General features: G+C 57.9%; 13 protein-coding genes. 6 read left to right on the top strand and 7 right to left on the bottom strand.

The genetic code is table 11. From position 1 onward, the window contains the following. Window positions 1-44: 44 nt before the first annotated feature. On the bottom strand, window positions 45-419 hold the full coding sequence (gene ebsA, locus JTM80_RS07685; RefSeq protein ID WP_068508424.1) for a type IV pilus biogenesis protein EbsA: 375 nt from the start codon (window positions 417-419) through the stop codon (window positions 45-47). A gap of 727 nt (window positions 420-1146) precedes the next feature. On the opposite strand from ebsA, the gene JTM80_RS07680 reads away from it, so the two are divergent. From JTM80_RS07680 to JTM80_RS07665, 4 genes are all read left to right on the top strand, one after another. After that, the gene (locus tag JTM80_RS07680) at window positions 1147-2580 is read left to right on the top strand and encodes an NCS2 family permease (protein WP_172358614.1); all 1434 of its coding nucleotides are present in this window, start codon (window positions 1147-1149) and stop codon (window positions 2578-2580) included. Window positions 2581-2691: 111 nt separating this feature from the next. Beyond that, window positions 2692-3714 carry an XdhC family protein gene (locus JTM80_RS07675; protein WP_205370903.1) on the top strand — a complete coding sequence of 341 codons (1023 nt, stop codon included), beginning with the start codon at window positions 2692-2694 and terminating at the stop codon, window positions 3712-3714. 54 nt (window positions 3715-3768) lie between these two features. Beyond that, complete coding sequence (locus JTM80_RS07670) at window positions 3769-4845, top strand: DMT family transporter (protein WP_172358616.1); 1077 nt, start codon at window positions 3769-3771, stop codon at window positions 4843-4845. Between the two features lie 302 nt (window positions 4846-5147). Beyond that, window positions 5148-5795, top strand: a complete 648-nt coding sequence (locus tag JTM80_RS07665; RefSeq protein WP_172358617.1) for an NUDIX hydrolase — start codon at window positions 5148-5150, stop codon at window positions 5793-5795. Between the two features lie 208 nt (window positions 5796-6003). Here JTM80_RS07665 and JTM80_RS07660 read toward each other — a convergent pair whose 3' ends face one another. Together JTM80_RS07660 and JTM80_RS07655 are read right to left on the bottom strand one after the other, a co-directional pair. Further along, entirely contained in the window at window positions 6004-6543 is a 540-nt protein-coding gene (locus tag JTM80_RS07660) for a late competence development ComFB family protein (protein ID WP_172358618.1), read from the bottom strand. Between the two features lie 322 nt (window positions 6544-6865). Further along, a complete protein-coding gene (locus JTM80_RS07655) occupies window positions 6866-7375 on the bottom strand; it encodes a hypothetical protein (RefSeq protein ID WP_172358619.1) in 510 nt (169 codons plus the stop codon). 231 nt (window positions 7376-7606) lie between these two features. On the opposite strand from JTM80_RS07655, the gene JTM80_RS07650 reads away from it, so the two are divergent. After that, window positions 7607-8056: a cupin domain-containing protein gene (locus JTM80_RS07650; protein WP_172359127.1), complete on the top strand. Its 450-nt coding sequence runs from the start codon at window positions 7607-7609 to the stop codon at window positions 8054-8056. A gap of 50 nt (window positions 8057-8106) precedes the next feature. Here JTM80_RS07650 and JTM80_RS07645 read toward each other — a convergent pair whose 3' ends face one another. Beyond that, window positions 8107-11127 carry a CAAX protease gene (locus JTM80_RS07645; RefSeq protein WP_205370902.1) on the bottom strand — a complete coding sequence of 1007 codons (3021 nt, stop codon included), beginning with the start codon at window positions 11125-11127 and terminating at the stop codon, window positions 8107-8109. Between the two features lie 139 nt (window positions 11128-11266). Here JTM80_RS07645 and JTM80_RS07640 point away from each other — a divergent pair, with 139 nt between their 5' ends. After that, window positions 11267-12004 carry a dienelactone hydrolase family protein gene (locus JTM80_RS07640; protein ID WP_172358620.1) on the top strand — a complete coding sequence of 246 codons (738 nt, stop codon included), beginning with the start codon at window positions 11267-11269 and terminating at the stop codon, window positions 12002-12004. 4 nt (window positions 12005-12008) lie between these two features. On the opposite strand, the gene JTM80_RS07635 is transcribed toward JTM80_RS07640, so the two are convergent. The 3 genes from JTM80_RS07635 to JTM80_RS07625 all read right to left on the bottom strand — a co-directional run bounded on the left by JTM80_RS07635 (window position 12009) and on the right by JTM80_RS07625 (window position 15095). Further along, window positions 12009-12824 (bottom strand): ABC transporter permease, encoded by an 816-nt coding sequence (locus JTM80_RS07635; RefSeq protein WP_390819705.1) that lies wholly within the window; start codon window positions 12822-12824, stop codon window positions 12009-12011. Beyond that, window positions 12821-13678: an ABC transporter permease gene (locus tag JTM80_RS07630; protein WP_172358622.1), complete on the bottom strand. Its 858-nt coding sequence runs from the start codon at window positions 13676-13678 to the stop codon at window positions 12821-12823. Before JTM80_RS07630 ends, JTM80_RS07635 begins: the two co-directional genes overlap by 4 nt. Window positions 13679-13781: 103 nt before the next feature. Next, window positions 13782-15095 (bottom strand): PotD/PotF family extracellular solute-binding protein, encoded by a 1314-nt coding sequence (locus JTM80_RS07625; protein WP_172358623.1) that lies wholly within the window; start codon window positions 15093-15095, stop codon window positions 13782-13784. Between the last annotated feature and the right edge of the window lie 67 nt (window positions 15096-15162).

Genomic DNA, 15162 nt, shown 5'->3' with positions numbered 1-15162 from the left:
GTCTCTGCTTTCACAAGGGGGGGAGGCGAGTTCAGAAACCCTGCTTATTCATCCAAACGCAGCAGCTTGCGGTAGAAACCCTGCGAAAAGTCTGCTATCCGGTTGGATTTGAAGTAAAAAATGACATCGATTAAAAAATCGACAAACTCAAAGTTTGCCAGCGTGACTTCATAGCTTAGCTCGGCGTTGCCATCGAACTGCATCCGGCAGCGCGTTAGGTCAGCAGGCAGCGACGACACGCTCCAGCTGGCCACAAACGGAATGCTCTCTCCTCCCTCGATCTTGCGAGACCCTTCGAGGCTGCCCTTTTGATAAAGGCTGATGGCGAGGGGCAGGGCGTTGCGCTTGCGGCCCTGATAGTAGGGTGCGTACACGTTCACGTCGCGAGGATTTGCAGGTTGAAGGGTCTCGATGGACATGCTCAAATCGTCCTTGGAGTCTCAATAGTTAGCAGGTGAAGCGTTGCAAACCAGCAGCGTGGGGATAGCAGGCTGGGCGATCGCTAGGATCTAGCCAAGATTTGCACCTTCCCCAGCGGCTATAGATGGATAACGAGTAATGGATCACGACTAATGATTCACTACTGATTCAGTATGCCCTGTTCCCCCGGTTTGCTAGCACCGCCTGCGAGAAAAATCGCAGAGAAACCACACCGCGCCCTCAATCAGCGACTCTCCAGCTACGCCCTTTTCAGCAGCTCAAGTCAAGATGGGATCGCTCAAGGGACAGGAATCGATAAAGCGCAATAATCCCAAGGCAAACCAAAACTCTTGGCAGACTAAAAAAAAGTAAAAATGTATTATAAATCACAATGAACCCTGGGCGACAACTTTAGCATGAGGGCTTCATGACCCGGATTAGCGCAAGGCTTTTTGCCAGCATTCGTGATTTTGAAGCAGCCCTATTTGTAGCATAGGGCACGTTTTGTCTGAGCTTGGTTCTGGGCTGAACGCAATGAGCTGAAGTGAAGGGGCTGAGGCACGTGCGCTTTCTCTCGATTCCTTCACTTTCTAGGAGGCTCTTCTGTGAGGTTCTATGGGGCGATCGCCTCTCCGTTTCTCCTTCACCCTTGCGCTATCCAACCAATTTCTCAACCGGCGAAATTGCAACCAATTAGCACATCGTTAACGATAGGGAGTATCAACTATGGAGCCTGAGGTTCTCCAGTCGGAACCCAGACTGCCCACACCGCAATACAGCGGCATATGGGCAAAACTGGCAAACTTTTTTCGGTTCGACCAATACGGCACGAATTTTCGGACTGAGACGCTGGCGGGGTTCACCATTTTTATGACCATGGCCTACATCCTGGTCGTCAACCCGCTGATCCTGTCGGACGCGATTTTCCTGCAAGAACCGCGAGATCTGTTTGGCGAACAGGTGTTTGCAACGGCAATCTCAGCGGCGATCGCCACGCTAGTCATGGCGCTGGTGGCCAACTATCCCTTTGCCCTGGCTCCTGGCATGGGTCTGAACGCCTTCTTTGCCTACTCCGTCGTGCTGACGCTGGGTTTTGACTGGCGGCTGGCCCTGGCGGCAGTGCTAGTGGAAGGCATCATCTTTATCATTCTGACCTTTACCAACATCCGCAAGCAGATTGTCGATGCTATCCCGATGACGCTGAAAACAGCGACCTCTGTGGGCATCGGCTTTTTTATCGCCTACATTGGGCTAGCCGGCGACCCGGCCACGGGCGGCGCAGGGCTGATCGCTGCCAGTCCCGTCACCAAAACCACGCTGGGTACCCTGGGCAATCCCAATGCACTGCTGGCTCTGTTTGGCATTGCCCTGACGACGGCCTTCCTGGTGCGGCGGGTACGCGGGGCACTGCTCTGGGGCATTTTGGCAACGGCGGTGCTGGGCTGGATTTTGGGCGTGTCTCCCTGGCCCAAGGGCATCGTTGGCGCACCCCAGTTTCCCGTCGATCTGTTCGGTAAGGCATTTAGCGGGCTGGGCATGGTCACGGGCAACAACTGGATTGATTTCCTGGCGGTGCTGCTGGTGTTTCTATTTGTGGATATGTTTGACACCGTAGGCACGCTGTCGGGCGTGGGCAAGCGGGCTGGCTTCTTGACAGAGACTGGCGAACTGCCCCGCACAAATCAGGCGCTATTGGCGGATGCCGTGGGCACAACGGCCGGGGCGATCGTCGGCACTTCGACCGTCACCAGCTACGTGGAATCGGCGGCAGGTGTGGCCGAAGGTGGCCGTACGGGCTTTACGGCCCTGGTGACGGGTCTTCTGTTTGCCCTGGCGATTTTCCTGGTGCCGCTGTTTGAGGCGATTCCTGCCTACGCCACGACTCCGGCCCTGGTGATTACGGGTGTGCTGATGATGGCAGGCGCGGCAGACATTCGCTGGGCCGACCCTGCCGAAGCCGTTCCCGCCTTCCTCACGATCTTCTTCATCCCGCTGTCCTTCTCCATTGCCACGGGCCTTTCCCTGGGCTTCATTGCCTATCCCCTGGCCAAGACCTTCCAGGGCAAAGCCCATGAAGTGAGCCTGGCCACCTGGATTTTGGCGGCGGTTTTCGTAGCACGGTTTATCTTCATGACGCTGCGCTTTGGCTCAGCGGAGTAATCGGGTGATGGAGGAATGGGCGAAGGGGGAGTGGGACGATGGCTTTCTAGCACTCCCTAGCCCCCGGTGACTCCATGACTCCATGACTCCACCCCTTCCAGCACTGCTCCGATGTCTATCCAATGCTTTTCTCAACTCGCGATCCTTTTACAGCATCATCCGGTTGTCCTGGCAACGGTCATCCAGGTGCGGGGATCGGTGCCACGGGAGGTGGGGGCGCGGATGCTGGTTTGGGGAGATGGACAACTCTGGGGCACGATTGGCGGCGGGGCGGGTGAGGCAAAGGTGATTCGCGCCGCGCAAGCCGTCCTGAAATCGGGCGAAAAGCAGCGGGTGCAGATTGACCTGTCGGGTGCGCCAAACCGCGAAATTCAGGGCGTGTGCGGCGGCTGGATGCAGGTTTGGGTGGAGCGCTGGCAGGGGGAGGGAGCGATCGCCCTGGCCCAGTCCATCTGCGATCGCCTCCAGTCGGGACAGCCCGCCACCCTGGTCACGCCCTTTGCGATTGACCCTGCTACTGACCTTGCTCCTGATCAGTCGCCCTACCTGGCCGATGAGTTGGGGAATAGACAGGCGATCGCCCTCAGCGAATCTGCCTTTGTCGAAACGCTACAGCCGCCACCTGCTCTGCTCATCGTCGGTGCAGGTCACGTTGGCGAACAGTTGGCCAAAGTCGCTGCTCTCATTGGCTTTCAGGTCATGGTGCAGGACGATCGCCCGGAGTGGGCCAACGCCGACCGCTACCCCCAGGCGACGCGCATCTTTGCCGAGCCGATTGCCAGCGCTCTGCGCCAGCTAGAGCCTTATCCCCAGCTTTATGCCGCCCTGTTGACTCGCGGCTACCAATATGACCTAGAGGCGCTGGACTGTTTGCTAAGCCGCAATTTGCCCTGTTTCTACCTGGGTATGATTGGCAGCGAAAAGCGTGTGCGCCAGGTCTATCAGGCGATCGCCCAGCGCGGCATTGATCCTGGCAAATTGCAAACCATCTACGCCCCCATTGGGCTAGACATCGGTGCCCTCACTCCAGAAGAGATTGCCGTCAGCATCGCCGCTGAGCTAATCCTGGTGCGGCGCGGCGGCACAGGGCGATCGCTCTCCGCATCCCTCCGCCAGTCCGCCAACCCTCTTTAGCGTTCGCGTTTACGATTCCGTCCCTCTGCCACCCTGTCACCCCCTCGTGTCCTAATGTCTTTCAACCCATCTACGCCCGCCCTCGCCAAATCGCCCATTGTCCTGGTTGCACCCTTCTTCTTTTTGGGGACGGCGATGGTGGTGATGAAATTTGTTCTGCCCCACACCACGCCGCTGTTTCTAGCAGGATTTCGGCTCCTGCCTGCGGGGCTGCTGGTGCTGCTGGTGGGGGCGATCGCCAAACTGCCGCAGCCTCAGGGCTGGAAAGCGTGGAGTTGGATTGCGCTGTTCGGTCTAGTGGATGGCGCACTGTTTCAGGGCTTCCTGAGCGAAGGGCTGGTGCATACGGGCGCAGGCCTGGGAGCCGTGCTAATCGACGCGCAGCCGATGATTGTGGCAGTGCTGTCGCGGTTCCTTCTGAACGACGTGATTGGGCTTTGGGGCTGGATTGGGCTGGCGATCGGGGTGCTGGGCGTAGCGCTGTGCGGTCTACCAGAGGCGGCGATCCAGTCCACCCTCCAGGGCAACCTCAGCCTGCCAAGCGGAGCCTTTAGCTGGGCGACGCTGATGCAAAGTGGCGAACTGCTGATGATCCTAGCGGCGCTGGCCATGTCCTTTGGCACAATCATCGTCACCTACGTCCGCAAACACGCCGATCCCATTGTGGGCACAGGCTGGCACATGATTATCGGCGCGGTTCCCCTGCTGCTCTTGTCAGCGCTGACTGAGGCAGGTCAGGTGTCGGGGCTGAATCTGGGCGACTGGGCCGGACTGGGCTACACGACGATTTTCGGCACGGCGATTACTTACGGCATGTTTTTCTACCTGGCGGCGACGGGCAATGTCACCAGCGTCAGCGCGTTGATTTTCCTGACCCCTGTTTTTGCTCTTCTCTTTAGCAATCTGACGCTAGGGGAACAGTTGACCCGACAAGAATGGATTGGTGTAGTGCTGACGCTGGTAAGCGTGTATCTGGTGAATCAGCGCCATGAGCTGGCAGCAAAATTTGCAGGGTCTAGCCCAGTCGTTGTCGCCCTCCGAGAGGGAGCAGTAGAAGCTGCCACGGTCAACTCCTCGGTTCATCCCTCAGTCAATCCGTCGGTTAATCCTCCGCCCCACTCCGATTCGTAATAGGACTTACGCACTTGCAATTAAACTTTTTGGGTTTTGGACGATTTCTCGCGGGCTGCACCCGCGAGAAATCGTCCAACTGCGTAAGTCTTATCGTAATTTTGCTTCGTAATCCTGACGAATAAATCGGTGGTGATCCCCAAAGAGGGATCGTTTTGTGTCGCTTTACCCTGTCTTAACTTTTTGCAGGCTTAAATAGGGGAGGCGCTGGTGGCTATCGCTTCCTGAACGCAACTTCCTAAAAACGTCTCCATTTTGTCTCCCTTTTTGATCGTTCTGTTTTGATAGTTCTGAGTCGGTCAATGCTCATTTCACTGTCTGATTTCATCTCTCGAACGACCCCTACGGGCGCGGCACTGTTTCTGCGGTGGGAAGGGTATCACGTCTTTTCGATTCCCCGGAGAGAACTGACTCACGGCGGCGATCGCCTGCGGTTTTTTGGGGTAGGCGGCAAGCGGCGATCGCCCGACGAGTCTTGGACAGACTGCGCCCTGCGAGAAAGCGCTGAAGAAATCGGCGCGGTGGTTTCTGCGATTCACAGCGCCGAGCAGACCTATTTTCTGAGTGCTGAAGGGGACGTGATCACGGTGCGCCTGCTGGAATCGGGCCTGCGCCCCCGGCTGATTTTAGAAAAGCGGGCCCACTCCAGCTACGGCAGCCTGGCCAGCAGTCCGCAGACCTACTATTTGCTTGCCTTTGACGCATCTCTGCGGGCAAAGCCCCAGCCCAGCAGCGAAATCGCAGCACTTCTATACCTCAGTGACGAGCATTTGCTGCAAATGCAGACGGGCGATCGCCCCACCCTCGGACACCTGCTCAGCACGGGTGCAAAAATCGACCTGCAACCGGGCATCCGGCTCAGCCCAGACGTGGTGTGTGTTCCCCACGGCACGGCGGCTTTTTTGACGCATCAGGGCGCGAGGGGTTGGGGCTTGGCAGTTGAGGGTTAAGGGGGTGTTGCGCTACAGCGCCCACAGCAGCACCGGGTGACCGCTCAGGGCTGGCTTGCAACTTTCACAGGAAGCCCTGAGTTCACTGCATAGGCCAACCCAAAGCGCAGACCCAAATCACAAAGCCAAATCACAAAGCCAAAATCGAGAATTGAGAGCAAGCCGATTCCCCGATCGCCAATTTTCACCCTTTTCTAGGCGTGTGTCTCTAGGCGTGTGCTTCAAACTTGTGGGCGTAGGCTTTGAGCAGCGTACTGACCTGACCCAACACCTCGTCGCTGGCGCTCTTGCCCAAGGCCTGGCGTTCGGGATAGAAGTCGGGGCGGTTGACGCTGCGGGCGATCGCCTCTGCAACCTGTTCTGCAATCAGCGGTTGCAGGTCTTCGCGGGCACGGCTGCGCTGATAGTCTGCGCCTTCCTCAGTCGTGGCATACATGGGCGGCAGTCGGTTCAGCGCATAGGCAGCAATGTCGCCCAAATCTAGCGTGCAATCGCTGGTGGCTTCGATTTCGGCAACGCGGGCGATCGCCTCTGTCAGCACCATTTCTTCCATCACGTTGATGAACTGCTTGCGGGGCACCGCGACCACCTCGCCGGTCAATAGCGCCCCCATGAGCCGATCGAGGGCCATATACTCTTCGATAGACAATTCGGAAGCCGTATCGCAAATGCGCCCAACCTCAGCTTCCATCGCGGGGGTGAGGTAGCCATCTTGAAGCGCTTGCTCGACGATTTTCTCAATGCTCATGTTGCCCTCAAATCTTCACGGCAAAACGGAACGGGTCACTGGAGTCCACTAGGCTTATACCCATCTGGTTTAGTGTGCCCCGGAATTCCACAACTGCACCAACCCCATTTAACGATTGTGTGAAGATCTATCCGGATAGCGGCACGGATCTGGACTGACCAAGGGTGCAATCTCTGGGTTTCATAATGGACTTGCAAACGATTCAGGCACGTTAAGAAAAATTACGGAACCTGCCCGTTCCAGACCGCCCTTGGCGACACAACCAGCCTGTTAAGGCTTAATCTGGCAAGGCTTAATCTGGCAAGGCTCAACCTGGCAAGGCTTAATCTGGCTCGACGTAGCCCTGGATATTTTCTGGGTCAAATTGTTTCAAAATCTTCGTGGCCTGATTCGTCAGGTTGGGCTGTCCCTTCACCACGACCAGATACTTCCCCGCCTTGAGGCGATTCCGATAGGGGAGGGCATCGCCCCCGCCAAAGACCAGCCCCGTGCCGCCGCCAACAAAGAAGCTGCCCATTGCTCCGGCGATCGCCCCCAAAACGCCACCGATGATCTGATTGCCCAGCACGCCCGCCGAGGGCACCAGTTGATACGCGGTCGCCAGGTTAAACGCCACCCCTGCAATAAAGCCAAACGGCACCAGCCACGTCGCCATGAGCAACGCCTGCTTGCGGGCAGGCTTTTTAGGGTCGAGGAAGCCATATTCGTCGGCACTTTTGTAGCCGCGCCCCAAAATGCTGACCTGGCTCATGGGTAGGTTTGCCGCCTCCAGCGCCGAATAGGCCGCCTCTGCCTGAATGCGGTCAGGAAGAATTGCTACAACATAATTCATGACGATCGCACTCCGTGCCTTGTCTGCAACGTTGACTTGCAAGGTTTCCAACTGCTGGTTCCATTATCGGCTGAGATGGCGGCGCAAGCGTCGTTCGCAGGGTCAGGTGCAAATCTGCCGATTAGGATGAAGATAGAGAAATTTAGATGCTGGCTCGGAGGACACGGTTCGATGGCATTGCAACAAGATTCACGCCAAGCAGCCCAGGCAGAGCAGGTGAGCGATGAGGGCATGAGCGGGGCAGACACCACCGCTCCCCAGCCCAACGACGGCGAAATCATTACCGTGCGTCCCGATGCAGAAACCCTGACGCGCCAGCGGTTGCCCTATTTCGTCGGCATTTCTGGCAACACCGCAGGGACGCAGGGCATCTCCATGAACCTGGTGATTATTCCGCCGGGAGCCTCTGCCGAGCCGCATTTCCACCGCGACTACGAAACCGCCATCTACATCCTAGAGGGGCGCGTCGAAACCCGCTATGGGCTGGGACTTCGGCAGTCGGTCATCAACGAAACAGGCGATTTCCTATTTATTCCCCCTGGCGTTCCCCACCAGCCTCACAACCTCAGCCAGACCGAACCCGCCCGCGCCCTAGTTTCCCGCAACGACCCCAACGAGCAAGAAAACGCCGTCCTCTACAACCCGACAGGTGATACTCCCGCGAGTGACGCACCAGAATAAAAGCATTCTCTTCGTTCTTCCCTCTTCGTTCTTCCCTCTTCGTTTTTCGTTCACCAGCCCAACGGCGTTGGCGCGACGGGCGCAATCTCTGGGCGATCGCCCCCCACCTGGCAAGTTTGCAGCACCCAAATCTGTGCGCCCTGGTTGAGAAACTGGCGGGCAATGGTTTCGCAGGCGAGGCGGGGCAGCAGCGTCCGCCAGCTAATCAGCCCGACGGTGAGATTATAGAGAATTTCGCTTTCGGGGCTAACGCCGAGAGTGCTGTCGTTCGTTTTCCAGTCGGCGCGGGCCGTGCCCAGCGGCAGCATCTCGCGTTTAATAAAGCGCCCCAACTGCACCAGTTGGTCAAACCGGGCTGCTTGGTCGGGCTGTTCATCCAGCCAGGCTTTGAGTTCCGGCATCCGGTTGAGCGCGTCGCCCAGATTTTTCACCGCTGCGTAGAAGGCCTGATTGGAGTCTTGCGAACAGTTGTGGGCTGGGCCGACGTAGGTTCCGCCTGTGCCGTCGCCAATGCGGTAGCGGGCGGTCATGATTTCAAGCTGGGTCACGAGTCCGTCTAGCGCCGAGGCTTTTACGCCGCCAAAGTCGAAGGGGCTGGTGAACGGATCGTATTGAATCAGTAGGTCGCACACTGGTCGCACACCCAGCCAGCCAAACTGGCGATCGCCCAAAAATCGCTGCCAGGATAGCGTTCCCGCAATCACCCCGTCGGTGTTGTGGGTATAGACCTGGTGGTAGTGAATGTCGAAGATTAGCTCGTCGGCCAGTGGTTCGCGCACCACGGTCGCCACGCCGTAGGCAAAATGCCCAAAGTATAGCGGGCCCTGCGCCTGGGGTTCTGCCATTGCGCCGCCGATGCCGCCGTAGAGGTGAATCACCAGCGCCCGGGAGCCTTCGGCAAAGGGTGGGGCATTGGCGGGCGCAGGGGCATCCGGGGGAGCATTCGGAGAATCAGCCAAGTTCTCGTTTAGGGCATTTAGGAGCAGCGTCGAGCGGACGTTGCCCTTCAGCGTGGCAATGTCTTCCCAGATACCGCGCCGGAGGAACTGCCCCGCCTCGCGGCGATCGCCAATGGTTTGATCCGGCTGCAAGCGCAGGAGCGCACGGGGGGCGATCGCCTGCACCACAAACCGACCCGCTGCGTCCTTTGCGCCATAGAGATACCAGCCATCGCGCCCCGCAGGAGACAGCTCCAGTCCCCGATTCCCGGCAGGCGGCAGGTTGTTTGCATCGGGAATAACCGGGGGAAACCGCGCAATTTCTGTGGGCCCGTCAAACTGGCGCGTGGCGCGGTTGAAATGCTGAATGCGGAAAAATTCTGGCGCAGACTCGTCGGAAGCGGGCAGGGGCAATCCCTCGGCATCGACGGGTTCCAGAAGCCTGGCCAAGGCATAATAGCGACCCGTGATCTGCACAGGTTCTCGCGTGATGGCGAGGAGCGATCGCCCTTCGCCGCCGATCTGGACATCTTTCACCTGCGGCTCGTCCAGCATCACCAGCACATCGTCGTAGGGGCGGCTGCCTGCCAGCGACTCTAGCGGATCGACCCGCTGCCAGCGGTCAATTCGCAGCGGATGCACCAAGCCCTGGCAAATGCTGTATTCCGTCTCTTCGCTAAAAAAGACATCGCGGGTGGTCTGCTGCAAAAAGAACTGAATCCCCGGCGTTTGCTGCCAGCGCAGCACAGCCACCTGACCCACCAGATGGGCATATTCTGGCGGCGCGTGATGCACCTCAAACCACACGCCGCGCACCTGCCGCCGCTCGTTCGGTTTGGGCAAGATCAGCCGGCCCATCCAGGGGGCGATCGCCCGATACAGGTCTGAGTCTACGGTTTGATCCAGCGGATAATAGTCGGGTCGGTTAAACTCGGCTTGCCAATAGCGCTCGTAGTTGCTAGGTTTGGCGACTTGCATTTTGCTCACCAGCGCCGACTTGCCCTGCAAAATATCGGACACAGCGCGGACAGTTGCCTCTAGGTGCGTGCGGCCGTCGGGCAAGCGCTTAGTGACGCTGTAGGGGCCGTCGGCTCCGTTGTGCCCCATCGAGCCGAGGGAAGAAATGGTGATCTTGCAGCGCTGGCGGGCGCGGTTCCAGTGCGACAGCGGAAACAGCCGCCAGCGCTGGGGAAACAGGACTGCACCTTCTTTTTCAACCCAGTCGCGATCGCCCACCAGATGATAGAGATGCTCCAGTTCCAACAGGTTGTGATTGCCGCTGACCACGCCCGCTAGCGAGATCACGTCGATAGGCGCTTTCAGCAGTTGCTTTAGCGTCAGCGCCGCCCGCAGCGCCACCTGCGCCCCGCCGCTATAGCCCAGCAGCGTCACCGGAACCCCGCTATTAGGCTGATAGCCGTAGTGGGTCAGGCTGTTGAAGATGACCTGCGCTGTGCCCTGGCCGTAAATCGGGCCGTAGCGCTGATCGGCAGTCACGGCGACTACCAGCACGTTGCGGATGTTAATCAAAAACGAGAGCAACAGCCCAAAGATGCCGCTGGAGGGCGACATTTGCAGCCGATCGACGATGCGCCAGAAAAATGCCAGCATCCGCCGTTCGGTGAGCGATCGATTCATCACGGAGTAGGACATGATGCCCTGGATCAGCACGATGTCATCGGGCATGTCGGCTGCCAGCGTGGCCAGGAATTCCTCTACGTCGGGCAGGTAGGTATACTTTCCCTGGGCAATGCCATCCAGATAAATGACGTAGCGAGTGATGGTGCTGGGTTCGGGCAGCGGTTCTGCCAGTGTTCCCGGTGCTTCCAGGGTTTGCAGATCCTCACCATACCAGCCTGCCCACCAGCCCAGGGCCTCCAGCGGGGCCAGCAAACTGGCAACCAAGACCGCGATGCCGCCCACCAGCAGCAGATCTTTGGTAATGCTGAGGGTGGCCGCCAGCACCAGCAGCGTGTGCGAGAGCCAGCCGCTGAACGCCGGAATCAGCGTGGACGATGCGGCTAGAACTGCGGCCAAAACCGTGCCTGCGATACTGGCGACTCTCCAGGGCGCTTTCCAGGGCGATCGCCCTCGTTTGGCAGCACGGGTCTCGGTCGGGCTGGGCTGTTCCATAGACTCTCAGGGCTGAAACTCAGGGTTGGCGTTCTGGCTCTATCGTCCAAGATTACGGCCCGGTGAGGTGTCTCAGCAAGCTTGAATCCCCTTGGCGGGATGGCTACGCTAGGGGCAAACAGCATGGCAGGATGGGCAGATGCAAATTATCAAGCGGAATGTGGAACTGCGGGTGGACGATAGCCTGATGCGGGTGTACGTGGCCGCGCCCAAGCCAGAGGGTCGATATCCCGGCATCGTCTTCTTTTCAGATATTTATCAACTGGGTGGCCCGATTACGCGGCTGGCGGATCGGCTGGCAGGCTATGGCTATGTGGTGGCCGCGCCAGAAATTTTTCATCGGCTGGAACCTGTGGGCACGGTGATCGAACCTAGCGACCTGGGACGGATGCAGGGGAATGATGATGCTCGACGAACGGCGATCGCCCACTACGATGCCGACACCCGTGCCGTCCTCGATTTTCTCAAGTCTGAAAGCAGCGTGTTGCCCAACAAACTGGGCAGCATGGGCTTTTGCATCGGCGGACACCTGGCCTACCGCGCCGCCTTCCAGCCAGAGGTGAAAGCCACCGTCAGTTGCTATCCCACGGGCATCCCCATCGGCAAACTGGGCAAAGGCGTGGCTGACACGCTCCAGCGCACGGGCGAAATCCACGGTGAACTGCTGCTCGTCTTTGGCACGCTCGACCCGCATGTGAAAGAACCCGATCGCCACACCCTCGCCCAAACCCTGGAAAAGACTGGCGTAAGGCATCAGATCTTGATCTACGAGGCCGACCACACATTCATGCGCGACGATGGCCCCCGCTACGACCCCGCCGCCACTGATGCTGCCTGGAATGAACTCATCTCGTTCCTGAAGCGGGTAATTGGTTAGCGCCTCACTGCGACTGGCGGCGCGAGGTGTAGTTGTAGGCGGCGATCGCTAGCAGAATCATGGCAAAGGAAAACAACGTCGTCAGCGTGCCCAAGGCATAGAGCGCAGGCGAGGTAACGTTGGTGGTCATGCCGAAGATTTCCAGCGGCAGCGTGTTCTTTTGCCCCGACACCAGCGACGTGCGCGTAAATTCGTCATAGGACAGCGTAAAGCCCAATAGCCCAATGCCGATCAGCGCGGGCAGAATCAGCGGAAACACAATCTCCCAGAAGGTTTTGGTGTCGTTTGCGCCTAGGTCGCGGGAGGCCTCTTCGTAGGACGGGTTAAATCGGTTGAAAATGCCCAGCATGATCAGAAAGGCAAAGGGAACCGTCCAGGTCAGGTGTGCGCCCAGACCCGACGAGAACCAGTTCGTTTCCAGATCCAGCACCTGAAACACAATGCCGATGCCTAGAGAGATCAGCACGCTGGGCACGATCAGGCTGGCAATCGTCAGATAGAACAGGGTCCCAGCCCCTTTGAACCGCTGCCGGAAAGCCAGGGCAGACATGACCGTGACAATCACCGACAGCAGGGTCACCAGCAGCCCCAACAGGAGCGATCGCCAGAAGGCATCCGTAAAGTTGCCCACGCGCTGTTCCTGGAAGACCTGCCCCAGCCAGTAGAAGCTAAAGCCTTTCATCGGAAACGTCAGCGTGCCCTCTTCGCCTTGCAGCGACAGGATAAAGATCGCCAGCATGGGGCCGTAGAGAAACAGGACAAATAGCCCAAAGAAGCCTGCCAGCAGGTAGTAAGTCAGGGAGCGTTTCTGTTGCATCACAACTCCTTGCGGATATCGACCACGCGCAAAATTGCCATGACCAGCAGCAGCGTCACCAGCAGCAAAATCACCGCGTTTGCCGCCGCCAGCGGATACTGCAAGCTGCCGATTTGGGTCTGAATCATCTTGCCGACGGAGGCCGCCTGCCCGCCGCCCATCATCCGCACAGTGACGAACTCGCCCATCACCAGCGTCACCACAAAAATAGAGCCGATGGCAATACCCGGAGCCGCTAGCGGCAGAATGATTTCTTTGAGAATTTGAAACCCGGATGCGCCCATGTCTCGTGCGGCAGTGATCAAGCTGCGATCGATCCGCATGAGGCTATTGAAAATAGGCGCAATCATAAAAAAGTTGTACAAATGCACCATGCCCAGCACGATGGCAAAATCTGAAAACAGCAGCCACTCCAGCGGTTGATTGATTAGCCCCAGGCGCATCAGCGTGCTGTTTACCAGACCCTCCCGCCCCAGCACGGGCACCCAGGAAATCATCCGGATAATGTTTGAAGTCCAGAATGGCACTGTACACACTAAGAAGAGGATGATTTGCCACTTTTGGTCTTCGATGAAGAACGCTAGAAAGTATGCCACGGGAAAGGCGATCGCCAGGCAAAAGAACCACACCAGGAACACATACTTGAACGTGTTCAGGTAGGTTCTCAGCGTCACATCGGACGTGAAGATACTTTTGTAGTTATCCAGCGTAAAGCCGGGAATCATCTGAATGCCGTCGAACTGCCAAAAGCTGACAATAAAGATCATGAGGATTGGCAGCACCAAAAATAGCAGCAGCACGAACGTTTGGGGGGTCACCAGTGCGTAGGGCTGAATGCTTTTCCAGGATTTCAGCATTGCAAGTTACCTGAATAGGCGCGGCTTTTTGAGGGGATTGGCGCTCAAAAAGCCGCAATGGTTAGAGCATGAATGGGAACGGGACGAGATAAGGGGGCGATCGCTACGACGCAATAAACTCATTCCACTTTTGCACCAGGTACACGTTCTCCTTCATTGTGGAGTTCCAGCACACAATGTTGCCGAAGCGATCCTTGAAGGAGCCGCCATCCCGCACTGCGCCCTTCTTCTCTAGCGTCTTGCCGAAGGGGTCTACCATGTCTTCGGCGGCGGGCTTGCCTTCATACCAGAAGTCCCACTCTGCCTGAGACATGTACTTCTTGGCGTTTTCTGGTGCAGCGCTGTAGTAGCCCTGGCGACCCAGGAAGGAACCGACCCAGCCCTCCAGCATCCAGTTGATGTATTCGTAGGCTGCATCAAGCTGAATGCCCGACAGATTCTTGGACAGGCCGATGCCGCCGCCCCAGCCGCGATAGCCCTCCTTCAGCGGCGCATAGATACACTGCGTTCCCTTGGCCTTCACCGCCGTCACCGCAGGCGACCACATAGATTGCAGCACCACCTCGCCCGCATTCATCAGGTTCACCGATTCATCAAAGGTCTTCCAGAAAGCCCGGAACTGACCCGCCCGCTTCTGTTCCTTAAGAATGTTGGTAATCTGGTCGATTTCTTCGCGGGTCATGTTGCCCTTGTCGGCAAATTTCATCAGCCCCAGCGACTCGGCCACCATCGCCGCGTCCATAATGCCGATTTGGGGAATGTCCAGAATCGAGGTCTTGCCTTTGAATTCAGGATTAAACAGTTCGCCCCAGGTTTCGATCTTGCGGCCCACGAGGTCAGGACGGTAGCCCAGCGTGTCTGCGTTGTACTGGAACGGAATTAGCGTGGCGTAGTCGGTGGGGGTTGGTGAAAACTCCTTGGAGTCGGGCCCGGTGACGTATTGCACCTTGTAGGGCGCAGTGCCTTGGGACTGCTCTACGGGCATTCCCTCAAACTTGCCCTGAGTAAAGAAGGGCACAATCTTGTCGTAGTCTTTCACTTTGTTGACATCGATGGGCTGGAGGTTGCCCGACGGCACCACCAGCGGCAGGCTGAAATATTCCCCGTCAAAGATGTCGTACTGCCTGGGTTGGGTAATGGCAATCTGGTTGTTTTCTTCGGTGCTGAGGGCGCGCATGTCCAGCTTAAAGCCGAGATCTTGCTGGGCTTTATCGCGAATTTCATTGATTTGCGATACGCCAGTACCAATTAGCCGCAGAGTCACGTCCTTGGTCTGGTTAATGTTCACCTCTGGGCCCGTAGCCGGGTTGTTGGGGGTGCCGACGGGGGCTTCGCTGCGGGCGCAGCGGGTCGCAGCCAGCGCGGCTCCGGCGGCGAGTCCAGTGCGGATGACCTGACGACGAGAGATTTTAGCCATAGTGCCTAGATGTGTAGAAAATAGTAGGTAAACGTTGCGGTGCTGTTTGACTCGCTGCTAACGCGAC

This window comes from Thermoleptolyngbya sp. PKUAC-SCTB121 (assembly GCF_016919485.1).
Lineage (GTDB): Bacteria > Cyanobacteriota > Cyanobacteriia > Elainellales > Elainellaceae > Thermoleptolyngbya > Thermoleptolyngbya sichuanensis.
This window is presented reverse-complemented; position numbering and strand designations above follow the sequence as displayed.